This window comes from Pseudazoarcus sp. NS36 (assembly GCF_059703705.1).
Genome location: NZ_BAAKJA010000008.1, coordinates 19,656 through 39,412, shown reverse-complemented (window position 1 = coordinate 39,412; position 19,757 = coordinate 19,656). Strand labels below are relative to the sequence as shown.

Below are 19,757 nucleotides of genomic sequence, written 5' to 3'. Positions count from 1 at the left end.
CATTACTGTGCCACAAGCCGCCCCGCTGGAGACGAATCAACCGATACGAAAGCGTGACACCACGTCTTCGAGCGAACCCGAGGCGCTGCCCAGCGCCGTGGCTTCGCCATTGACGCTGCGGGCGGCGGCGTTGCACCGCTCGGCAATCTCGGCCACCGCCGTAACGCTCTGGGCCAGTCGGCGCGAGGCAGCAAGCTGCTGCCGCAAGGTCGCGGCAATTTCCTCGATGGCGTGTTCGACCTCGCCGGATTCAGCCGTGATGCGGTTGATGCTGGTTTCGGCTTCGCCTGCGTTGGCCGCTCCGGAAGTGGCACGCGCGACCGCCTCGCCGATGGAGTCGAGTGCCCGCTTGCGCGAAACGTCGATGTCCTCGATCAGGCGGGTGATGTCCACCGTGGCCGTAGACGTGCGCTCAGCAAGCTTGCGCACTTCGTCCGCCACGACCGCAAAACCGCGGCCCTGCTCGCCGGCGCGCGCGGCCTCGATGGCGGCATTGAGCGCCAGCAGATTGGTCTGAGCCGCAATGTCGCCGATGAGCTGCACCATCTCGGCGATACGCACGCTGCGCGAACCGAGTTCCTCCACGCTCACCGAGGACTCGCGGATGCTGCGCTCGATGTCGATCATGCTGTCGATGGAGGCACGCACCACGGCGCCGCCATCACGTGCCAAAGTCCCGGACCGCACGGCGATGCCGCGGGCGCGATCAGCCTCCTCCGCATGGCTCTCCATGGCGGACTCCATCTCTGCGATGGCGCCCGCCAGACTGCTGGTCTCATCCCGCTGGCGCGAGCTCATGTGGTCGACTTCGTCGGCCAGCGTCTTGAGTGAAGAGACGATGCGGGCAACGGTGTCGGAGTCGGCATGCACTTCGGCCATGGAGCGCGCGAGTTCGGCGCGCATGGTCTCAACCGCGCCAAGCAGTGAGGTCGCATCGTCCACCTCGATACGCGTGGCGAGATCACCACTGCCGATGGCACGCGAGGCAGCCGCCACATGAGCGGCCTCCATGCTGTCCGCCTGCAGTCGCACCGCCATGTACATCAGCATGCCGGCCTCGACCACGACATAGGCGGCATGCACCAGCACGCGCCCCAGCGAAGGGCCGGAATCGAAGATGTAGATGCCCAGGTTTGCCGCCTGCAGATAGTTGAAGCTCAGGTGATGTACGGCAATCAGTGCGGCTGCAGCCAAAATCGGCCGCCAGTCGCGGTAGTACAGCAAGAACGCCAGCAGCACGAAGATGCCGAAGTGGGCCTCGATGGCACCCCCGGTCTGCTGGATGGTCAGCGCCGAGAAGATCATCAGCGCACAGGCAAAGACGATGCGGCTGATCACGCTGCCGGGCGCCATGCGATAGATCAGACCGGGCACCACCACGGCCGGCACGCCGATGGCCAGTGCCACCCACCAGGAGGCGGTGGCACTGGCCACGCCAAGGCTGATCAGCAGCAACACTCCCAGACTGACCAGCATGATGCGGTCGGCCGACAGCCGCTGTTCGTGCAGCAGCTCTTCAGTAGTCAATTTCCTGTCATGCATGGTTTCGCGCTCCGCAGTACGTCGTGTCAGCGGGTGATACAGACGTCAGCAGCAGGCGAAGTCCAGGCGTGCCACCCCAGCACCGCTGCGCTGTAGCTCAACCACAGCGCAAGCAATGCAAAGATCAGCAGCCTCTTTCCGGGATGCGAAGTCATGTCCAGCCGTCCATCAGAAAATCTTGAATTACTGAAGGGATATCGGCCGGACGCGTATCGATCTTGAGCGCCTGCCACACCCGCCGCAGGAAGCGGCGGGAAACTGACATGGCAGAAAAGGGAAGGTTCCGCGCGTTCAGTTCGCGGCGAGGAACTCCAGCATGGCCTCGTAGGCGTGCGGACTGCCTCCGAGCAGGGTGTGATGCGCGCCCGGCACGACCACCAACCGGGCTCCGGCAATACCGGCAACCAGATTGCGCGCCAGCTCAACCGGCGCCTGGCCGTCCCGCTCACCGGCAATGACCAGCGTCGGCGCGACAATCTGCTGCAGACGGTCAAAGCAATCGTGCTGCGCGCGTGCCATGAGCTGACGGCGCTTTCCGGCTTCCAGCGCCGCATCGTCCGCCCGACGTGCCGCGAGGATCATGCGCTCACGGATCAGGCGCGCCGCCTCCTTGGGATTGGCCGCCTGCCACTGCGGCGTAAAGCTGTTGTCCATCACCTCCAGCCCGCGCCGGGCACGGGTCTCGGCATCGAGATCGAGAAACTCATGGATGGGATACGACGAGCCGCCCGCACCGCCCGAAGTGGTGCCGGCCAGCACCAGCCTTCGCACCTTGTCGGGATGACGGATGGCCAGCTCCTGCGCCACCATGCCCCCGAAGGAAAAGCCCACCACATGCGCCGACTCAACACCCAACGCGCCGAGGATGCCGGCCGCGTCCTCGGCATAATCGGCCATGCTGTAGTCGCACGCAGGCTTGTCGCTCTGGCCCATGCCGCGCTGATCAAACAGGATCACTTCGAACTGCTTTGCCAGCGGCCCGTCGAGCGGGTTCGGGCGGTCACGCAGATCCCATCCCGTGCCTCCGAGAAACAGCAGCGGCTCCCCGTCGCCGCGACGCTCGACGGCAAATTCGAGCTGATTGGACTGGACGATCTGCATGCACTACTCCGTTCGCATTTTGTAACGTGTGACATGGTAGCAAGCCGACTGCCCACCCCGAAATCCGGAATCGATCTCCGGAATGTGGCAAACGGGCCGCAAACCCGCGCTGTTACGAAAAAAGGTCTTGTGTGATCGATTCGCCTTGTGCAGACTGTCCCTGCCTGAATTTCAGTCGCGATAGGGTATTCGCGCTGGGTTCGCAGGGAGGCGCGCGGGGCGCCAGATCGGGATTACGGGAGAGATCTCCCAAGACATCCGAAAGTCGCTGAACACTCACCGCGCATTGCCGGAATCCCGGCGGGATAACGGTTTTAAACACTCACACTCTGATCGAGGAAAAGCATGAATAAAGGTGAATTTGTCGAAGCCCTGGCTGACCGCATGGAAGTTTCGCGCGCTCAGGCCGATCGTGCCCTGTCCGCCGTGCTGGATCTGATCACCGAGCGCATGGCCAAGGGCGAGAAAGTGGCCTTCACGGGCTTCGGTTCCTTCGAGGTTTCCGCTCGCGCTGCGCGCACCGGCCGCAACCCGCAGACCGGCGCCACCATCAAGATCGCTGCCTCCAAGGTGCCCAAGTTCTCCGCTGGCGCCTCGCTGAAGTCCGCTGTAAACGGCAAGTAAGCACGCCTCACCGATCAGCAAAAAGGCCCTGCCAACCGGCAGGGCCTTTTTGTTTGTGGCGCGCGCCGCTTGAAGCTCAGCTCTCGCGGGCCTTGCGGGCGGCATCCACCTCGATCTTGCGCAGCTCGGCTGCCAGACGGTCGAGCACGCCATTGACGAAACGATGGCCGTCGGTGCCGCCATATTCCTTGGCCAGTTCGATGGCTTCGTTGATGACCACGCGATACGGCGTCTCGATGTCGTTCTTCAACTCATAAGTGGCGATCAGCAAAATGCCGTGCTCAACCGGAGAGAGCTCCTCGACACCACGGTGAATGAACGGCGCAAAAGCCTCGCGCAACTCAACAGCGTGGTTGACCGTGCCACGCAGCACGCGCGTGAAGAAGGCCAGATCAGCCTTGTCGAAACCGCTGACCTCGGACACATGGTCTTCGATCATGGATACCGAGTTGCCCGACAAGAGCCACTGATAGACGCCCTGCAGCGCGAACTCGCGCGCGCGTCGGCGTGCCGCCTTGCCGCTCATTTCAGCCCCTTCAGCAGACGCGCCATCTCGACTGCAGCACGGGCGCAGTCCTCGCCCTTCTCTCGCATGCGCGCCAGCGCCTGATCGTCGTCCTCGGTGGTCAGCACGCCATTGGCAATCATCATGCCGGTGTCCAGACCAACGCGGTTGATGCCGGCCGCCATCTCGTTGGAAACGATCTCGAAGTGGTAGGTCTCGCCGCGGATGACCGCGCCGAGCGCGACCAGCACATCGAAACGGCCACTTTTGGCCATGGTCTGCAGCACCAGCGGAATCTCCAGCGCGCCCGGCACGGTAACGATCTGCATCGCCTCCGGCGCGACGCCGAGCTTGACCAGCTCACCGCTGCAGGCCGACAGCAGGCCCTCGCACACGTCCTGGTTGAAGCGGCTCATGACGATGCCGACACGCAGGCCGCGGCCGTCCAGGTTGATCTCGGTTTCGGGAATGTTATGGAAGCGGGACATTGGTTTTCCGGGTTGTACGGCTTCAGTCGTGGTCGACGAAACCGGTAATTTCGAGGCCGAAGCCGGCCATGCTCGGGATTTTCTGCGGATTGGCCATCAAGCGCATGCGGCCCACGCCCAGATCGCGCAGGATCTGCGCGCCGACGCCGAACAGGCGCGGATCCCAACGCGCAGCGGTACGCTGCTGACCCTGCAGGCCGGCCAGCAGATCACGACCCGTTTGGGAGCGATACAACATCACCACCACGCCGGCCGGCTCGGCCGCGATACGCGCCAGCGCGTCGTTGATCGGGAAACTGTGGGCGCCGCTTTCGGAGTCGAGGAAGTCGACCACCGAAATCGGCTCGTGCACGCGCACCAACGTGTCGCGGTCGGCGCGAATCTCGCCATGCGTCATCGCAAAATGCACGTCGCCCGAAGTACGGTCTTCGAAGGCGGCCAGGCGGAAGGTGCCCTGCGGCGTCACCACTTCCTTCTCGGTCACACGCTTCACCAGCGATTCATTGGCGGCACGGTACTCGATTAGATCGCGGATGGTCCCGATCTTCAGGCCATGTTCCTGCGCGAACGGAATGAGGTCCGGCAAGCGGGCCATGGTGCCGTCGTCCTTCAGGATCTCGCAGATCACCGCGGCCGGCTCCAGTCCGGCCAACTGCGCCAGATCACAACCCGCCTCGGTGTGACCGGCGCGGATCAGCACACCGCCAGGCTGCGCGCGCAGCGGGAAGATGTGGCCGGGCTGCACGATGTCGTCGGGGCGCGCGGCACGCGCCACGGCGGCCTGCACGGTGCGGGCGCGGTCGTGCGCCGAAATGCCGGTTGTCACGCCGGTGGCCGCTTCGATGGAAGCGGTGAAAGCCGTACCGTGCGGGGTGCGGTTGTTGCGCACCATCTGTTCCAGCCCGAGCTGGCGGCAGCGCTCATCGGTGAGCGTGAGGCACACCAGACCACGGCAGTGCTTGACCATGAAGTTCATGGTCTCGGGCGTGATGAACTCCGCCGCAATGACCACGTCGCCTTCGTTCTCGCGGTCTTCCTCGTCCACGAGGATGACCATGCGACCGAGACGGATGTCTTCGATGATGTCCTTGATGGGAGACAGCTCGCTCATGCTGCGGTCTCCTCACGCCAGGCCTGCATGCGCTCCACGTAGCGCGCGATGAGGTCGATTTCCAGATTCACTTGGCTAGTCGCCTTCAGATGCTTGAGGTTGGTCACCGCCACCGTGTGCGGGATCAGATTGATCGAGAAGTCCGGGCCCTCGACACGGTTCACCGTCAGGCTCACGCCATTCACGGTGATCGAGCCCTTGCGTGCGATGTAGCCGGCAATTGCCTGCGGCGCGCGGATCACCAGCTCGTGGCTCTCGCCCACCGGCGCAAAGCGCAACACTTCACCCACGCCGTCCACATGGCCCGTCACCAGATGCCCGCCAAGGCGGTCGGCCAGACGCAGCGCCTTCTCCAGATTCACCTCGTTGCCGACGGCATCGAGGCCAATCGTGCAGTTCAGCGTCTCGCGCGATACGTCGAAGCTCATGCGGCTGCCGTCCAGTGCGACCACGGTCAGGCACACGCCACTGTTGGCAATGCTGTCGCCAATGATCACATCGGACAGGTCCAGCTCGGGGGCATCGACCACCAGACGCACACCATCGGCCAGCGGAGAAAGTTCGACGATACGGCCTTGGGCGGCCACGATTCCGGAAAACATGGGAGGGGTTCGGTCAGGACGAAGGCGCGATTGTAAGCGAAAACAGGGCGTTGGCCGAGTGCCGGCGCACGCCCGCACAGATGCCGACCCGACACCACGCACCACCGCTCACGCCCTTTCTGCCCGGCTCACGCACACCAACACCCCTGTCGCCCGCACTTCGCCCTGCCCCCCCGGCCCGCGCTGCACGGATACCACTTTGGCAACATTCCACTTGTCATCAATATTCGTTACGAATATTCTTTTTGCATTTACAGAACCCGCCTTGATTCCGCAAACCGTTCCCGGTGGCGCTCACAGGCTTCACCACGGATGTTTGACGGATGCAGGCAGCACAGCGCGTTCCCCGCACTTTTCGCAGCACCCCCGCCGCACTCCCCATTGTTCTTGTTACTGCTCTGCTCGCCGCCGCTTCCGGCGCCCAGGCCCAGACCGCTGCCGAAATCGAGGCACGTCAGTTGCAGCGTCAGCAGGAGCGTGACGAGGCCCTGCGCGAACGGCTCGACCCCTCCACCGACGTGCGGCTGCAGGCCCCTGTGGCCGCCCCCGATGGCCGCATTCCCGACAACGAAACGCCGTGCTTTGCGATCGCGCGCGTTGAACTCGCCGGCAGCCCGGTCCACCCCGAGCGTCTGCTTGCCGAGGTCACCGGCGGTGCCGACCCCGCCATCGGCCGTTGCCTGGGCACGCAGGGCATCAACGAAGTCATGCGGCGCGTGCAGAACGCCCTGGTGGCCGAGGGCCTGATCACCACCCGCGTGCTCGCTCAGCCGCAGGATCTGACCACCGGCACGCTGGCGCTCACCGTGGTGCCCGGCCGCGTGCGCAGCGTGCGCTACGCCGATGACAGCAGCAGCCGCATCCACCCGGCCGCCGCCATGCCGGCGCGGCCCGGTGAGCTGCTCAACCTGCGTGACATCGAACAAGGGCTGGAGAACCTGCGCCGCCTGCCTAGCGGGGATGCCGACATCCGCATCGAACCGGGCGAAGCACCGGGCGAGAGCGACATCGTGATCGAGCGCCAGCAGAACTTCCCGCTGCGCCTGAGCCTCGCGCTGGATGACTCCGGCTCGCGCAGCACCGGCAAATACATGGGCGCGCTGAGCCTCGCCTGGGACAACCCGCTGGGGCTGGGCGACCTCTTCCACGCCAGCCTGATCCAGGATCTGGGCGGTGGCGAGCGCGGGCGGCGCGGCACCGAAGGGCATTCTCTGCACTACTCGGTGCCCTTCGGCTACTGGCTGTTCGGCCTCAACGCCAGTGCCCATGACTACCACCAGACGGTGGCCGGCGTGGTGCAGGACTATCGCTACAGCGGGCGCAGCGAGCGCTTTGACCTGCGCGCCTCGCGCGTCGTGCAGCGCAACGCCACCGGCAAGACCACGCTCTCGCTTGGCGCCTACCTGCGCAAGTCGCGCAACTACATCGACGACGCCGAAATCCTCGTCCAGCGGCGCCGCAGCGCAGGCTGGGAGGCGGGCATTGCGCACCGCGCCTACCTTGGCGCGGCCACGCTGGACCTGGAAGCAAACTGGCGCCACGGCACCGGCGCGTTCCGTGCGCAGTACGGCGAGGGCGTTGAGCGTCCGCGCATCCTCACCGCCCGCGCCAGCTTCGGCGTGCCTTTCCAGCTTGGCGGCGCGCGCCTGCGCTATCACGCCGACCTGCGCGGCCAGCGCGAATACAGCCGGCTGCTGCAGCAAGACCAGTTCTCCATCGGCGGGCGCCACACCGTGCGCGGCTTCGATGGCGAGCAGGTGCTCTCCGGCGAGCGCGGCTGGCTGCTGCGCAACGAGCTGTCGGTGGCGCTGGGCAACAGCGGGCAATCGGCCTTCATCGGCCTCGACCATGGCCGTACCGGCGGTGACGCCACCGCCAGCCAGCCCGGTCGACGCCTCACCGGCGCCGTCATCGGCCTGCGCGGCAGCTGGCAAGGACTTCAGTACGAAGTCTTCACCGGCCGGCCGATCAGCAAGCCCGGCGGTTTCCGCACCGGCTCCACCGCTTCCGGTTTCAACCTCGTCTGGACCTTCTGACGGCGCCGCTGCGCCCGGACTTCACGCACAGGCAAGAACATGAACGCAAACCTTCACCGCATCGTCTTCAACCGCAGCCGTGGCCTCTTCATGGCCGTTGCCGAGTGCGCCCGCAGTTGTGCAGGCGGCCTCTCGCGCAAACGCCGCGCGGGCACAGCGCGCCCCGCCACGGCCGCTTTGCGTCGGCTCACGCTGGCCTCACTGCTGGCATTGGCCTGGCCCGCACACGCCCAGATTGTGGCCGACCCCACCGCCCCGACCGGGCAGCAGCCACATGTGCATGCCGCCACCAACGGCGTGCCGCTGGTCAACATCACGCGTCCTACTTCGGCCGGCGTATCGCGCAACACCTATTCGCAGTTCGACGTGCAGCAGCAGGGCGCCATCCTCAACAACGCCCGTACCAACGCGCAGACGCAGCTCGGTGGCTGGGTGGAAGGCAACGCCAACCTCAGTGCAGGCTCGGCGCGCGTCATCCTCAACGAGGTCAATTCGGCCAATCCCAGCCGGTTGCTGGGCTATATCGAGATCGCCGGCAGCCGCGCCGAAGTGGTCGTGGCCAACCCCTCGGGCATTACCTGCAACGGTTGCGGCTTCATCAACGCCGACCGCGCCACGCTCACCACCGGTCAGGCCGTGATGCTCGACGGCCGCCTCAATGGCTACCGTGTGGAAGGTGGCCGCATCCTCATCGAAGGCGCCGGCATGGACGCGCTGGTCGCCGACCACGCCAGCATCATTGCCCGCGCGGTCGAGATCAACGCCGGCATCTGGGCCAGGGATCTTGCCGTCACCGCCGGGGCCGGCCTGCGCGCACCCGACGGCACACCGGGCGCGGACGTCGCCGCAACCGACGCCACGCCCGCCTTTGCCATCGACGTGGCCGCGCTGGGCGGCATGTATGCCGGCAAGATCACCCTGATCGGCACCGAGGCCGGTGTCGGCGTGCGCAACGCCGGGGAAATCGGCGCCAGCGCGGGCGAGATCGTCGTCACCGCCAACGGCCTGCTCACCAACACCGGCAGCATGGCTGCCGTCGGCGACATCCGGCTGACCACGGCCGATGCCACCAACCGCGGTCTGATCTCGTCGGCGCAGACGCTGGACATCACCACCACAACGCTCGACAACGCCAACACCCACGCCGACACCCTCGGCCTCGAAGGGCGCAACGTACGCATCGCCGCCAAGACCATCGACAACCAGCATGGCGCCATGCGCGCCGACCGCAACATCGAGATCACCAGCAGCGGCAACCTCGACAACCGCAACGGGCTGATCAGCGCGCTCGACGAACTCACCATTGAGGACACACACGGCACGCTCGCCATTGCCAACACCGGCGGCGTGCTGATTGCCGGCAACCAGCTTGATGTGGCCGCCGCCAGCCTCGGCGGCGACGGGGCGCTGCTGTCACACGGTGACCTGAGCCTGCAGCTGAGCGGCAACTTCAATAACCAGGGCGACGTTGCCGCCAACGGCAATGTCACGCTGGAAGTCGCCAACACCCTGACCAACCAGGGCCGCCTCGAGTCCGGCAACACGCTGCAGCTCACCGCCGACAGCGTCGCCAACCAGAGCGCCGGCAGCATCGCTGGCCACGCCGTAGAGCTCACCGCCGACACGCTCACCAACCGCGGGCTGATCGACGGCGACACGGTGCGCATCATCACCACCCGCAGCGACAACCTCGGCGGCGGGCGCATCTACGGCGGCGATCTGGCCATCGCCAGCGATGTGCTCCATCAGGACGAAGAAGGCGATGTCGCGCCCGTCATTGCCGCGCGCAACCGGCTCGACATCGGCGTAGGCACGCTCACCAACCGCAACGACGCGCTGCTGTTCTCGGCCGGCGATCTGTCCATCGGCGGGCAGCTCGACGAGAACGGCCGCGCCACCGGCAGCGCCACGCTGGTCAGCAACCACGGCGGCACCATCGAGGCGCTGGGCGCACTCGACATCACCGCCGCCGACATCCACAACAGCAACGCCGGCCTCGTCACCAGCGAAGAAGTGCTGGAAAGCCGCCTCATTCAGGAAGTGCAGCCCGAGGGCTGGTCGCAGCGGCTGGATGTCTCGTTCTTCCCGAGCATCTTCAACCACCGCGTCGAGAAGCAACCCTATGTGGTCGATGGCGTGGTCGTGGCCCGTTTCGAGGACTACACCTTCTACGAGTACACCGAGACCAAGTCCATCACCCGCGTCGAATCCTCCCGCCCCGGCGACATCGTGGCCGGCGGCAACCTCACCCTCACCGGCAACGTCGACAACCACGACAGCCGCATTCTCGCCGGTGGGGTACTGAGCCATACCGGCGGAGACCTGACCAACCGCTCCAGCGAAGGCGCGCGCACCACCTCCTACGACGGCTGGCGCCAGTTCCGCGACTGGGACGGCAATGACGAGAGACTGGAGTTCGGCGGCAAGCACACCTTCAGCCCCGCCCCCATCCTCGAGAGCTTCAACCTCGACATCGCGCGCCTCGAAGACGGACAGAGCGTTTCCGGCAGCGGCACCACGCTGGCGCCGCTCACCATCGGCACTGCCGGCGGCGCGGCCTACGGGCGCAACACCCTCTTCCGCCCGGCCATCGACCCCACCGCCAGCTACCTCATCGAGACCGACCCGCGCTTTGCCGACTTCGGGCAATGGATCTCCAGCGACTACATGCTGGGCCAGCTCGGCTTCGACCCCGCCGGCACGCACAAGCGCCTCGGCGACGGCTTTGTCGAACAGCAACTGCTGCGCGAACAGATCGCCGGCCTCACCGGACACCGCTTTCTCGACGGCTACACCAGCGACGAGGCGCAGTACATGGCGCTGATGAACGCCGGCATCACCTTCGCCCAGCAATGGGATCTGGTGCCCGGCGTGGCACTCACCGCCGAGCAGATGGCGGCGCTGACCACCGACATGGTTTGGCTGGTCGAACGCGACGTCACCCTGCCCGACGGCCAGACCACCCGGGCGCTGGTGCCGCAGCTCTACGCCCGCCCCACATCCGGCGACCTGCGCCCCGACGGCGCCCTGCTGGCCGGTGACATCCTCAACGTCCAGACCACCGGCCAGATCGCCAACCTCGGCACGCTGGCCGGGCGCAAGCTGGTCGTGCTCGACGCCGACCGCATCACCCACAGCGGCGGGCAGATCCACGGCGACGTGGTGCATCTCGAAACCACCAACGACCTGCACGTGATCGGCGGCAACGTCACCGCCGGGCAGTCCATGAGCCTGCAAGCCGGCACCGACCTGGAAGTGGCCAGCACCACGCGCGACACCGACAACTTCGCCGCGGGTGACTTCACCCGCACGCACGTCGACCGCCTCGCCACGCTGCACGTGCAGCAACCCGGCGGCACCCTGCAGCTCGCCGCAGCCGGCGACATCTCGCTGATCGCCGCGCAATTGCTCAACAACGCCCCCGCCGCCAGCGGCGAAGGCGGCACGGATGCCGGCACCACACGCATCCTGGCCGGTGGAAACCTCAGGCTCGGCACCGTCACCGAGGCCACCCGCAACCACACCGGCGCCGGCCGCGACATCAACAACAGCGGATCGCGCACCGACGTGGGCACGCGCATCGGCACCACCGGCGACATCGTGCTCTCGGCCAACATGGAGGCCGGCCGCATCGACATGACCGCCGCCCACCTCTCCAGCGCCGAGGGCAGCATCGCCGCACAGGCGGCGGACATCACCATCGACGCGGGCAGCGACCACCGCTACAGCGACATCTCCTTCGAGAAGTCCAAAAGCGGCTTCCTGTCGTCGTCCAGGAAGTATCAACGCGACAGCTTCGAGAGCACCACCGCAGTCGGCAGCACCCTGTCGGCCGAAACCGTCACCCTCGTCGCCGGTCAGGATCTGTCGGTGCGCGGCAGCGACGTGGTGTCCACCGCCGGCACCACCCTCGTGGCCGGGCGCGACCTGACCATTGAAGCGGCCGCGGAAACCCACCTCGAAACCCACATCCTGCAAGAGAAGACCTCCGGCATGTTCAGCAGCGGCGGCGTGGGCGTGACCATCGGCTCGCGCGCCTCCAGCAACGAGGCCGACACCACCACCGTGCTCGCCCGCGGCAGCACCGTCGGCAGCGTCGAAGGCGACGTGCTGCTGCTCGCCGGCCAGAACTACCGCCAGGTCGGCTCCGACGTACTCGCTCCGCAAGGCAACATCGACATCGCCGCCGAGCGCGTCGACATCCTCGAAGCGCGCGAGAGCAGCCTGCACACGCAGGAGACCAAGACGAAGCAAAGCGGCCTGACCATTGCATTCACTGCGCCGGTCATCACTGCGGTGCAAACTGCGCAGCAGATGCAGCAGGCGTCGAAGGACACCAGCGATTCGCGCATGAAGGCGCTGGCGGGAGCCACCACAGCGTTGGCCGCAACTGAGGCCTATCAAGCGGTGCAGGCCGATCCCGCATCCGGCGGCGGTGTGGGTATTGCGATCAGCATCGGCGGCAGCAAGAGCAGCAACACATCCACCTACACCACTGACACCGCGGCCGCTTCGAGCGTGATCGCGGGAGGCGACATCACCGTTCGGGCCAGCGGCGCGGGCGAGCAAAGCGACATCACCGTGCAAGGCAGCCACATCAGCGCTGGGCGCGACCTCACGCTGATCGCCGAGGACGACATCAATCTGCTCGCCGCCGCCAACATCGCCACGCAGCGCAGCGACAACAAGAACAGCAGCGCCAGTGTGGGCATCGGCTTCATGGTCGGTGGCCAACAAACCGGCTTCACCATCCAACTCGGCGCGAACATGGGGCGAGGCCATGCCGATGGCGACGACCTGGCATGGAGCAACACGCAACTATCCGCGGGTGAGACCCTCACGCTGCGCTCGGGCGACGACACCACGCTGCGTGGTGCGGTGGCTTCAGGCGAGCGGGTGGTGGCGGACGTAGGCGGGGACCTGGTGATAGAGAGCCTGCAGGACCTCAGCACCTACGAGAGCGAACAGAAAAGCGGGGGCTTTGGCCTGAGCCTGTGTATCCCGCCCTTCTGCTACGGCGCAACGACCACCGGCAACATCAGCGCCAGCAAGAGCGAAGTCGAAAGCAACTACGCCAGCGTCACCGAGCAGTCCGCCCTGCGTGCGGGGGACGGGGGCTTTGATGTGCGGGTGGGCGGCGATACCACGCTCACGGGCGGGGCCATCACCAGCACCGATGCAGCAGTGGAGGGCGGGCTCAACCACTTCGAAACGGGCGGTGAACTGGCGCTGGCAGACGTTCAGAACCTCGCCAGCTATGAGGGCAAATCAGTTGGCGTGAGCATCGGCACGGGCGTGAGCACCGACGGCAAGCTCGCCCCCCAAGGGTCGTCAGCCGGCGTTGGAGAAGATTCGGACAAGACCAGCAGCACCACGGTGGCGGCCATCTCGGGCATCGCGGGCAACACGGACGCACGCACCGGCGACGCGGAGACGGGCCTCAAACCCATCTTCGACGCTGACAAGGTGCAGCGCGAGATTGACGCGCAAGTGGTCATCACGCAGGCCTTCGGGCAGCACGCCAGCAAGGCCATCGGGGACTACGCCAAGGCGCGGCTAACCGAGGCTAAAGAAAAACAGATTGAAGGCCTCTTGCTCCAGCAACAGGCTGACAATGCCCGTTCGGAGGGACGCAGTGCGGACGCCGACTTCCTGCAAGCTCAAGCCGATTCCGCACTGAATACGGCAGAAGACCTGCGTAGCCAATGGGGCGAGAGCGGCTCTGCTCGTCTTGCGCTACACACCTTGGTCGGGGCGCTCACTGGAGGCGTTGAAGGCGCGACTGGGGCAGCCATAGGCACCCTCGCCACCCCCCATATCGCCCGGCTTGTCGAGCAATCCGGCCTGCCCGAACCGTTACAGCAGATTCTTGTGCTTGGCGCTGCCGCAACCGCCGGCGGAGCGGCCGGAGGCACTGCTGGAGCCGCTTCCTCGTTCAACGAAGCCGCCAACAACTACCTGACCAGTGTCCAGGCGCTCGCCTACGACAAGGAACTGGCCGCATGCGCCAACATCCTGTGCATCGCGGGAGCTACCCTCAAGTACGAAGGCATCAGCGCCATGCAGGACGCTGGACTTCTCATCGGCATCGGCGGGGGCATCGGCTATCAGGCCATCGAACAAGCCGAAGCGATCATCGATCTGATCACCCACCTGCCCGAGACCCTCGCTGCGCTGCAAGCCATCGTGACCGATCCAGAGTTTCGTGCAAAGGTCGGTGAGTCCATCGCGAACGATTACGAGCAGCGCATTGAAATGCAAACCCGTGCATACAATGACGGCGGATGGGATGGGTCAGTAGCGTCGGGTGTAGAGGCCGGACGCCTTGCCGTGGATATCGTCGGGGTCGCTACCGTCGCGCTAGGGACGGGCAAGTTGGCTGTGGTCACTGCCAAGGCGGGAGCGAGCGTAGCCACGGATGGCATCACCACGATGGCCTCGAAGATGTCGCAGCTCGGCGTCAGCGGGTTCAAGAACGCAGACGAGTTGAACGCGCTGATGAAGGCCAATGAATGGGCGCCGGCTTGGAAGTCTGGCACGCAGGTCGCCGAAACGACCTTGCCGGCGGGAACAAGGGTGAAAATGGTGGTGGATGAAGCCGCCTTCAAAGCACTTACTGATCCAACAGGCAAAGCAGACACGAGTAGAGCCTTCGGCGGCTGGGCGACATTTGATGATGTACCAAACCAAGCTTATGCCCGGAACCAGCTCGCTCTCACTCCCGAATTCAAGTCCAACGTAGGTTATGTCATCGAGATAGAGATCACTCAGCCCATTACAGCCCAAGTTGGGGTAGTAGGCGCCCAAGGATCAGCCACAGGCGGAGGTTCTCAACTGCAATTTATATTGCACGGCTCCGAACGGAGCGCAGTATTGCAGTATGTAGCTGGCAGCGGGAGGGTTTTGCCGTGAAAAATGGAAAGGTCCAAAACTTCACTATGCATGGAAGCACAGGAATTTCTGTCCTACATGAAGGCTGGATAGATTGGGTTCTTGAGCATCAGAACACGCCGGGCTTTACACATGAAAACAGATATGGGTTAGGGGAAATAACCCATCACTCTTGGTATGTCAACGACGAACGGATCGAAGTCCCGAACGATGAATGGATCTATTCACTGGTCTTACCGGATGATTCTGGCTTCATCTGCTTCGAAGACACCTTCACCCCCGACAACTGCCTCCTTCTCGATGCTTGGGGCAAGGAGCGCATGCGCCTGACGGTGCCGTGGGAGATGACCGGCTACGAAGGCGTGCCACCCGACATGCGCACGCAGGGCAAACCCATGCCCCGCAAGATGTGGTTCCGCAACGTCAGCACGCCCCATACCCATCCCGATACCGGGGAGCCCGGCCAGTTCGGTGTGAGCGCCAATCTCGAATACGGGGAGGGCGAGTACGACTACTGCGACTACTACTTCGAACTGGACTGGCGCACAGGCGAATTCCTCTGGGGTAGGCCGATCCGCTTCTGATTTCGGGTGGGCACGCGGGGTCGGATCAATGGGGTCAGGATCAATGGCGGGTGATCAATGGGGTCAGTGTCATTGATCCTTTTTTGAACCGCGCCACTCTGACCTGAATCGAGAGGAATCGCCGTGGCCCGTTTGCCCAGACTCAATCTGCCCGGTTGCGCCCAGCACGTGATTCAGCGCGGCAATAACCGCGAGGCCTGTTTTTACGCGGAGGCAGACTACAAGGCCTACCTGACTTTTCTCAAAGATGCGGCCGCCACACACCAAGCATCCATTCACGCCTTCGTGCTGATGACCAATCACGTCCACCTGCTCCTGACGCCTCACGACAAGCAAAGCGTCTGCCGCATGATGCAGAGCTTGGGGCGCAAGTACGTCCAGTACTTCAACTACACCTATGGCCGTACTGGCACCTTGTGGGAAGGGCGCTACAAATCGACCGTGGTGGATGCAGACAATTACCTGCTGACGGTGTATCGCTACATCGAGCTGAATCCGGTGCGGGCAAGCATGGCGGATCATGCCTCGGACTACCCTTGGTCCAGCTACCAAGGCAATGCCGTGGGCAAGCCTATCGAACTGCTGACCCCACACCCGCTATATCAACAACTGGGCAGAACGGACGAAGAGCGACAAAGTGCCTATCGTGCGTTGTTTCAAGGCCGAATGGCGGAGCGAGACGTGGCCGCGATCCGGGACGCAACGAACAAGGCATGGGTGCTGGGTGACGAGCGGTTCAAGGCCCAAATAGAAGCCAGAAACGGGAGGCGACCAATGCCGCTAGGGCGAGGCGGCGACCGCAAGTCGGTCGAGTTCCGCAAGGGAAAGGATCAATGACACTGACCCCATTGATCCTGCCATTGATCGAGAAGGCTGTCGGGCGCGAGGCCGCACCTGATGTGACACGATCAATTGAGGCTGGCCGTTACGAGACGTGGGTCGTCACCACGCGACCAGATGGCTCAACCCTGGTTGAAGTTCTTGATGCCGCAGGTAGGTCAAAGCCGGTCGATACGTCCAGAATACTGAATACTGGAACAAGTTTATCGGGAGCAAAATTGTGATTCGGGCGGCGTGGGGTGATAAGGATTATTGGGACAAGTGGATTGAATTTGACAAAGAAAATACTCGAAAGAACTTCGACCAGCTCGAAAGACCGTCTCGCAACCCTGCGTATAGACCGCAATTCGTTTGGGACATTGCGAAGGGCGACATTCTTCGGATCATCCTCCGCCGCTACTCCCGCGGCGACCCCATCCGCGAACTCAGCCAACACTTTCCCAGTCTGCTCGACGCATGGAAGCTGTCGAACAAGCTAGCCGGCGAATTGAACGCCCAGCTCAATCCCGGCGAGGGCTGGGATCACCGGCACCTGCTGAGTAGCCCCTTGGTCTGCGACGATCCTCGGGCCCACAACGACCCGCGCGCCTGGATTTTCCGGCTTTCGAACCTGAACCACTACAACTGGTGCTTCTGGCTGGTCGGGTTGGCGCTTGCCCTCGAAATCCCCGACGAGCAGTGGCTACGCCTGCTCGCGCTCATCGGCGGCGAAGGCGAGGATGTGCTGCTCGACCGGATCATCGCCAGCCGTCAGCCCGGTCGGCCGATTGGCTCCGCCCTGCTCCATCCGAAGCCCTATGCTCGTCTCCTGAAAACCGTCGATGCGCCGCACGACCAGCAGGCCGTTTTGCTACGTGACTTTGTCACACACTGGTATGCCGAACTCGCTCGCAAAGGGAATGAGGAACTGTGGTGGTACATCTACGGCGACCCAGTCAAGCATCCGCTGGAAAAGGGCAGCTACTTCGGTCGCTGGTGCATCGAAGCAGTGGCGGCAGTCAAGGCGTTCGACCTTGACGACAGCCTTTGCCTGGGCCACGAGCATTACCCCGGTGACCTGCTGCGCCCGGACGCTCCTACCACGCATCCGCATCCGCATCCGCATCACCCTCACTCGGCAACGGACGCAGGCTTACTGAGGCGATTGTTCAGCAAACTGCGCCGCTGATCGCCGAGGACGATATCCATCTGCTCGCCGCCGCCAACACCGCCAGCGTGGAACGCTCCAGCCAGAGCAGCAGCAGCGGAGTGGGCGTGGCCATCACCTACGGCTCGGACGGCTTTGCCTTCGGCATCACCGCCAACGCCAGCGCCGCACGCGGCAACGCCGAGGGCGACGATCTGATCTGGAGCAACACACACCTGTCCGCGGGCGACACCCTCACGCTGCGCTCGGGCGACGACACCACGCTCAAGGGGGCGGTGGCTTCGGGCGAGCGGGTGGTGGCGGACGTGGGCGGCGATCTGACTATCGAGAGCCTGCAGGACGTCAGCACCTACCAGAGCCGCGACAAGAGCGCGGGTGGCTCGGTCACCATCGGCTACGGCTTTGCCGGCAGCGTGCAGGTGGGCCAGGCCAAGGTCGACAGTGACTTTGCGAGCGTGGCCGAGCAGTCGGCCCTGCGCGCAGGTGACGGCGGCTTTGATGTGCGGGTCGGTGGTGACACCACCCTCACCGGCGGGGCCATCACCAGCACCGATGCGGCGGTGGATGGCGGGCTCAACCACTTCGAGACGGGTGGTGAGCTTGCGCTGGTCGATATCGACAACCGCGCCGAGTACAAGGCCAGCAGCTATTCGGTGGGCTTTGGCGGGGGCGTGGCCGGCAGCGGCGCGGACACGCTGGGCGGCACCAATCTGATGGCGGTCAACGCCTCCCCCACCGGCAGCGCGGGTGTGGCGAGCGATTCGGACAAGGCGAGCAGCACCACCGTGGCCGCCATCTCGGGCATCGCGGGCAATGTGGATGCGCGCACCGGGGACGCGGAGACGGGGCTCAAGCCCATCTTCGACGCCGACAAGGTCGAGCGCGAGATGAAGGCGCAGGTGGCGATTACGCAGGCCTTCGGGCAGCACGCCAGCAAGGCCATCGGGGACTATGCCGAACAGCGCATGAGGGAGGCTGACGCATTGCGCTCTGCCGCTGCACAAGAAGGCGACCCGACCCGCAAAGCAGAACTCGAAGCGCAGGCAACAAGCATTGAAGGCCAGTGGGGCGAAAACGGTGCGCTGCGCTTGATCGCGCATACGGTCGTCGGCGGGCTGACTGGGGGAGCCGAAGGTGCGCTGGGCGCGGCTGTAGGCACCCTGACGGCACCGGCCGTTTCGGATGCGCTGCGCGAGGCCGGTATCGACGGACCGCTTGCAAACGTCATCACCGGACTCGCCAGCACCACTGCAGGAGCATTGGCAGGGGGAGGCGCAGGAGGGGCTGCGGCGTTTAACGAGGTGGTGAACAACTACCTCAATCATCAGCGTCCGCGCATGCTCGAACTGTCCGAGAAGGAGCAGTACGATGCTGCAAGCAAAGCTTGTCAGCAAGGCAACGATCAGGCGTGCTCCAGACAACAGGAACTCGCACTGCTCTCAAGGCAGCGTCACGCAGCGCTTCAGGAAGCATGCATGACCGGACCGACCCTCTGCCACGCTCTGGTGCTTCAGGCGCGTGAAATGGGCAACATAGTATTCGGACAGTATGGCGAACTTGTTTGGGCTAACAGCCCGCAGGTAGGATTTCCGCTGAACGTGGCAACCATTGGGGCTCCGACACCGAACCAAGCGTATGCGAATGCATATCACTTTCGCCAGTCCAGCAGTCTTTCTGACGGACTACTGCTTACCGGAGCCGCTTTAGCTCCAGGCGCGGGCATACAGTTGCTCGGACGCGCGGGGCCTGTATTCGGTCAGGCAATTCGAACGGAAGCTCAGTTGCTTTCATTCACTTATCAGCAATATGTTGTCCCTAGCGCGTTGACAGTTTGGACATCACCAGCCGCCATATGGGTGGCCAACCCAGCGAACGTTCAGAATGCGGCCGACTTTTCGCTAGGACTGTTCAACCTTGATCCAAATGCATCCTCAACCCCCGGCGGAATGCTTGCAACTGGACTTAACAGGATTTACAGCCTGATCAATGAAAACAAAGACTAAAGACATTATAAAAAGCTCACTCCTTATAGTGTTTATGCTCCTTTTGTCATTAGTTGCATACAGCAGCAACTCGATTTGCAAAGGCGGCATATGCATCAACCCCGGAGAGTATCGATATCTTCCATCGTGGATAATATTTACCTTTTCAACGCACGTCTTAATCGACTTTAGTAAAACCTACTTCATAACCTCGAATGGAATAACGCAACGACTCCTCACGACAATAACACTATCAACACTTCCTTTTTTGTTTTTGCTATTCATATATGCGACTGTGGACAAA

Annotated in this window: 15 protein-coding genes; 8 read left to right on the top strand and 7 right to left on the bottom strand. The window is 64.0% G+C overall.

Going from position 1 to position 19,757, the window contains the following annotated elements:
* Window positions 1–36 precede the first annotated feature (36 nt).
* The 3 genes from AC6H0R_RS13340 to AC6H0R_RS13330 form a co-directional block, all read right to left on the bottom strand.
* On the bottom strand, window positions 37–1,542 hold the full coding sequence (locus tag AC6H0R_RS13340; RefSeq protein ID WP_497581852.1) for a methyl-accepting chemotaxis protein: 1,506 nt from the start codon (window positions 1,540–1,542) through the stop codon (window positions 37–39).
* A 26-nt stretch (window positions 1,543–1,568) separates the two neighbouring features.
* Window positions 1,569–1,697 carry a hypothetical protein gene (locus AC6H0R_RS13335; protein WP_497581851.1) on the bottom strand — a complete coding sequence of 43 codons (129 nt, stop codon included), beginning with the start codon at window positions 1,695–1,697 and terminating at the stop codon, window positions 1,569–1,571.
* Between the two features lie 136 nt (window positions 1,698–1,833).
* Window positions 1,834–2,643 carry an alpha/beta fold hydrolase gene (locus AC6H0R_RS13330; protein WP_497581850.1) on the bottom strand — a complete coding sequence of 270 codons (810 nt, stop codon included), beginning with the start codon at window positions 2,641–2,643 and terminating at the stop codon, window positions 1,834–1,836.
* Window positions 2,644–2,988: 345 nt separating this feature from the next.
* Here AC6H0R_RS13330 and AC6H0R_RS13325 point away from each other — a divergent pair, with 345 nt between their 5' ends.
* Entirely contained in the window at window positions 2,989–3,267 is a 279-nt protein-coding gene (locus AC6H0R_RS13325) for an HU family DNA-binding protein (RefSeq protein WP_497575017.1), read from the top strand.
* 76 nt (window positions 3,268–3,343) lie between these two features.
* Here the strand turns inward: AC6H0R_RS13325 and nusB are convergent, their stop codons facing one another.
* From nusB to AC6H0R_RS13305, 4 genes are read right to left on the bottom strand one after another with little or no spacing between them, the layout of a single operon-like run.
* The gene (gene nusB, locus AC6H0R_RS13320; protein WP_497581849.1) at window positions 3,344–3,793 is read right to left on the bottom strand and encodes a transcription antitermination factor NusB; all 450 of its coding nucleotides are present in this window, start codon (window positions 3,791–3,793) and stop codon (window positions 3,344–3,346) included.
* Window positions 3,790–4,260, bottom strand: a complete 471-nt coding sequence (gene ribH, locus AC6H0R_RS13315; RefSeq protein WP_497581848.1) for a 6,7-dimethyl-8-ribityllumazine synthase — start codon at window positions 4,258–4,260, stop codon at window positions 3,790–3,792. The genes nusB and ribH overlap by 4 nt, the downstream gene beginning before the upstream one ends.
* Before the next feature lie 22 nt (window positions 4,261–4,282).
* Complete coding sequence (gene ribBA, locus AC6H0R_RS13310) at window positions 4,283–5,371, bottom strand: bifunctional 3,4-dihydroxy-2-butanone-4-phosphate synthase/GTP cyclohydrolase II (protein ID WP_497581847.1); 1,089 nt, start codon at window positions 5,369–5,371, stop codon at window positions 4,283–4,285.
* Complete coding sequence (locus AC6H0R_RS13305; protein ID WP_497581846.1) at window positions 5,368–5,973, bottom strand: riboflavin synthase; 606 nt, start codon at window positions 5,971–5,973, stop codon at window positions 5,368–5,370. The genes ribBA and AC6H0R_RS13305 overlap by 4 nt, the downstream gene beginning before the upstream one ends.
* 323 nt (window positions 5,974–6,296) lie before the next feature.
* On the opposite strand from AC6H0R_RS13305, the gene AC6H0R_RS13300 reads away from it, so the two are divergent.
* The 7 genes from AC6H0R_RS13300 to AC6H0R_RS13270 all read left to right on the top strand — a co-directional run bounded on the left by AC6H0R_RS13300 (window position 6,297) and on the right by AC6H0R_RS13270 (window position 19,474).
* Window positions 6,297–8,009: a ShlB/FhaC/HecB family hemolysin secretion/activation protein gene (locus AC6H0R_RS13300; protein ID WP_497581845.1), complete on the top strand. Its 1,713-nt coding sequence runs from the start codon at window positions 6,297–6,299 to the stop codon at window positions 8,007–8,009.
* A 39-nt stretch (window positions 8,010–8,048) separates the two neighbouring features.
* A complete protein-coding gene (locus tag AC6H0R_RS13295; RefSeq protein ID WP_497581844.1) occupies window positions 8,049–14,921 on the top strand; it encodes a two-partner secretion domain-containing protein in 6,873 nt (2,290 codons plus the stop codon).
* The gene (locus AC6H0R_RS13290; RefSeq protein ID WP_497581843.1) at window positions 14,918–15,484 is read left to right on the top strand and encodes a hypothetical protein; all 567 of its coding nucleotides are present in this window, start codon (window positions 14,918–14,920) and stop codon (window positions 15,482–15,484) included. The genes AC6H0R_RS13295 and AC6H0R_RS13290 overlap by 4 nt, the downstream gene beginning before the upstream one ends.
* 123 nt (window positions 15,485–15,607) lie before the next feature.
* Window positions 15,608–16,321: a transposase gene (locus tag AC6H0R_RS13285; RefSeq protein ID WP_497581842.1), complete on the top strand. Its 714-nt coding sequence runs from the start codon at window positions 15,608–15,610 to the stop codon at window positions 16,319–16,321.
* Window positions 16,318–16,548, top strand: a complete 231-nt coding sequence (locus AC6H0R_RS13280; RefSeq protein ID WP_497581841.1) for a hypothetical protein — start codon at window positions 16,318–16,320, stop codon at window positions 16,546–16,548. Before AC6H0R_RS13285 ends, AC6H0R_RS13280 begins: the two co-directional genes overlap by 4 nt.
* A complete protein-coding gene (locus AC6H0R_RS13275) occupies window positions 16,545–17,492 on the top strand; it encodes a PoNe immunity protein domain-containing protein (protein WP_497581840.1) in 948 nt (315 codons plus the stop codon). Before AC6H0R_RS13280 ends, AC6H0R_RS13275 begins: the two co-directional genes overlap by 4 nt.
* Entirely contained in the window at window positions 17,468–19,474 is a 2,007-nt protein-coding gene (locus AC6H0R_RS13270; RefSeq protein ID WP_497581949.1) for a hemagglutinin repeat-containing protein, read from the top strand. The genes AC6H0R_RS13275 and AC6H0R_RS13270 overlap by 25 nt, the downstream gene beginning before the upstream one ends.
* Window positions 19,475–19,757: the final 283 nt, after the last annotated feature.

What these genes read in the sequence shown, in the direction of transcription:
- AC6H0R_RS13340 (WP_497581852.1), bottom strand. Translation starts at nt 1,542, where the DNA reads ATGCATGACAGGAAATTGACTACTGAAGAGCTGCTGCACGAACAGCGG.
- AC6H0R_RS13335 (WP_497581851.1), bottom strand. Translation starts at nt 1,697, where the DNA reads ATGACTTCGCATCCCGGAAAGAGGCTGCTGATCTTTGCATTGCTTGCG.
- AC6H0R_RS13330 (WP_497581850.1), bottom strand. Translation starts at nt 2,643, where the DNA reads ATGCAGATCGTCCAGTCCAATCAGCTCGAATTTGCCGTCGAGCGTCGC.
- AC6H0R_RS13325 (WP_497575017.1), top strand. Translation starts at nt 2,989, where the DNA reads ATGAATAAAGGTGAATTTGTCGAAGCCCTGGCTGACCGCATGGAAGTT.
- nusB (WP_497581849.1), bottom strand. Translation starts at nt 3,793, where the DNA reads ATGAGCGGCAAGGCGGCACGCCGACGCGCGCGCGAGTTCGCGCTGCAG.
- ribH (WP_497581848.1), bottom strand. Translation starts at nt 4,260, where the DNA reads ATGTCCCGCTTCCATAACATTCCCGAAACCGAGATCAACCTGGACGGC.
- ribBA (WP_497581847.1), bottom strand. Translation starts at nt 5,371, where the DNA reads ATGAGCGAGCTGTCTCCCATCAAGGACATCATCGAAGACATCCGTCTC.
- AC6H0R_RS13305 (WP_497581846.1), bottom strand. Translation starts at nt 5,973, where the DNA reads ATGTTTTCCGGAATCGTGGCCGCCCAAGGCCGTATCGTCGAACTTTCT.
- AC6H0R_RS13300 (WP_497581845.1), top strand. Translation starts at nt 6,297, where the DNA reads ATGCAGGCAGCACAGCGCGTTCCCCGCACTTTTCGCAGCACCCCCGCC.
- AC6H0R_RS13295 (WP_497581844.1), top strand. Translation starts at nt 8,049, where the DNA reads ATGAACGCAAACCTTCACCGCATCGTCTTCAACCGCAGCCGTGGCCTC.
- AC6H0R_RS13280 (WP_497581841.1), top strand. Translation starts at nt 16,318, where the DNA reads ATGACACTGACCCCATTGATCCTGCCATTGATCGAGAAGGCTGTCGGG.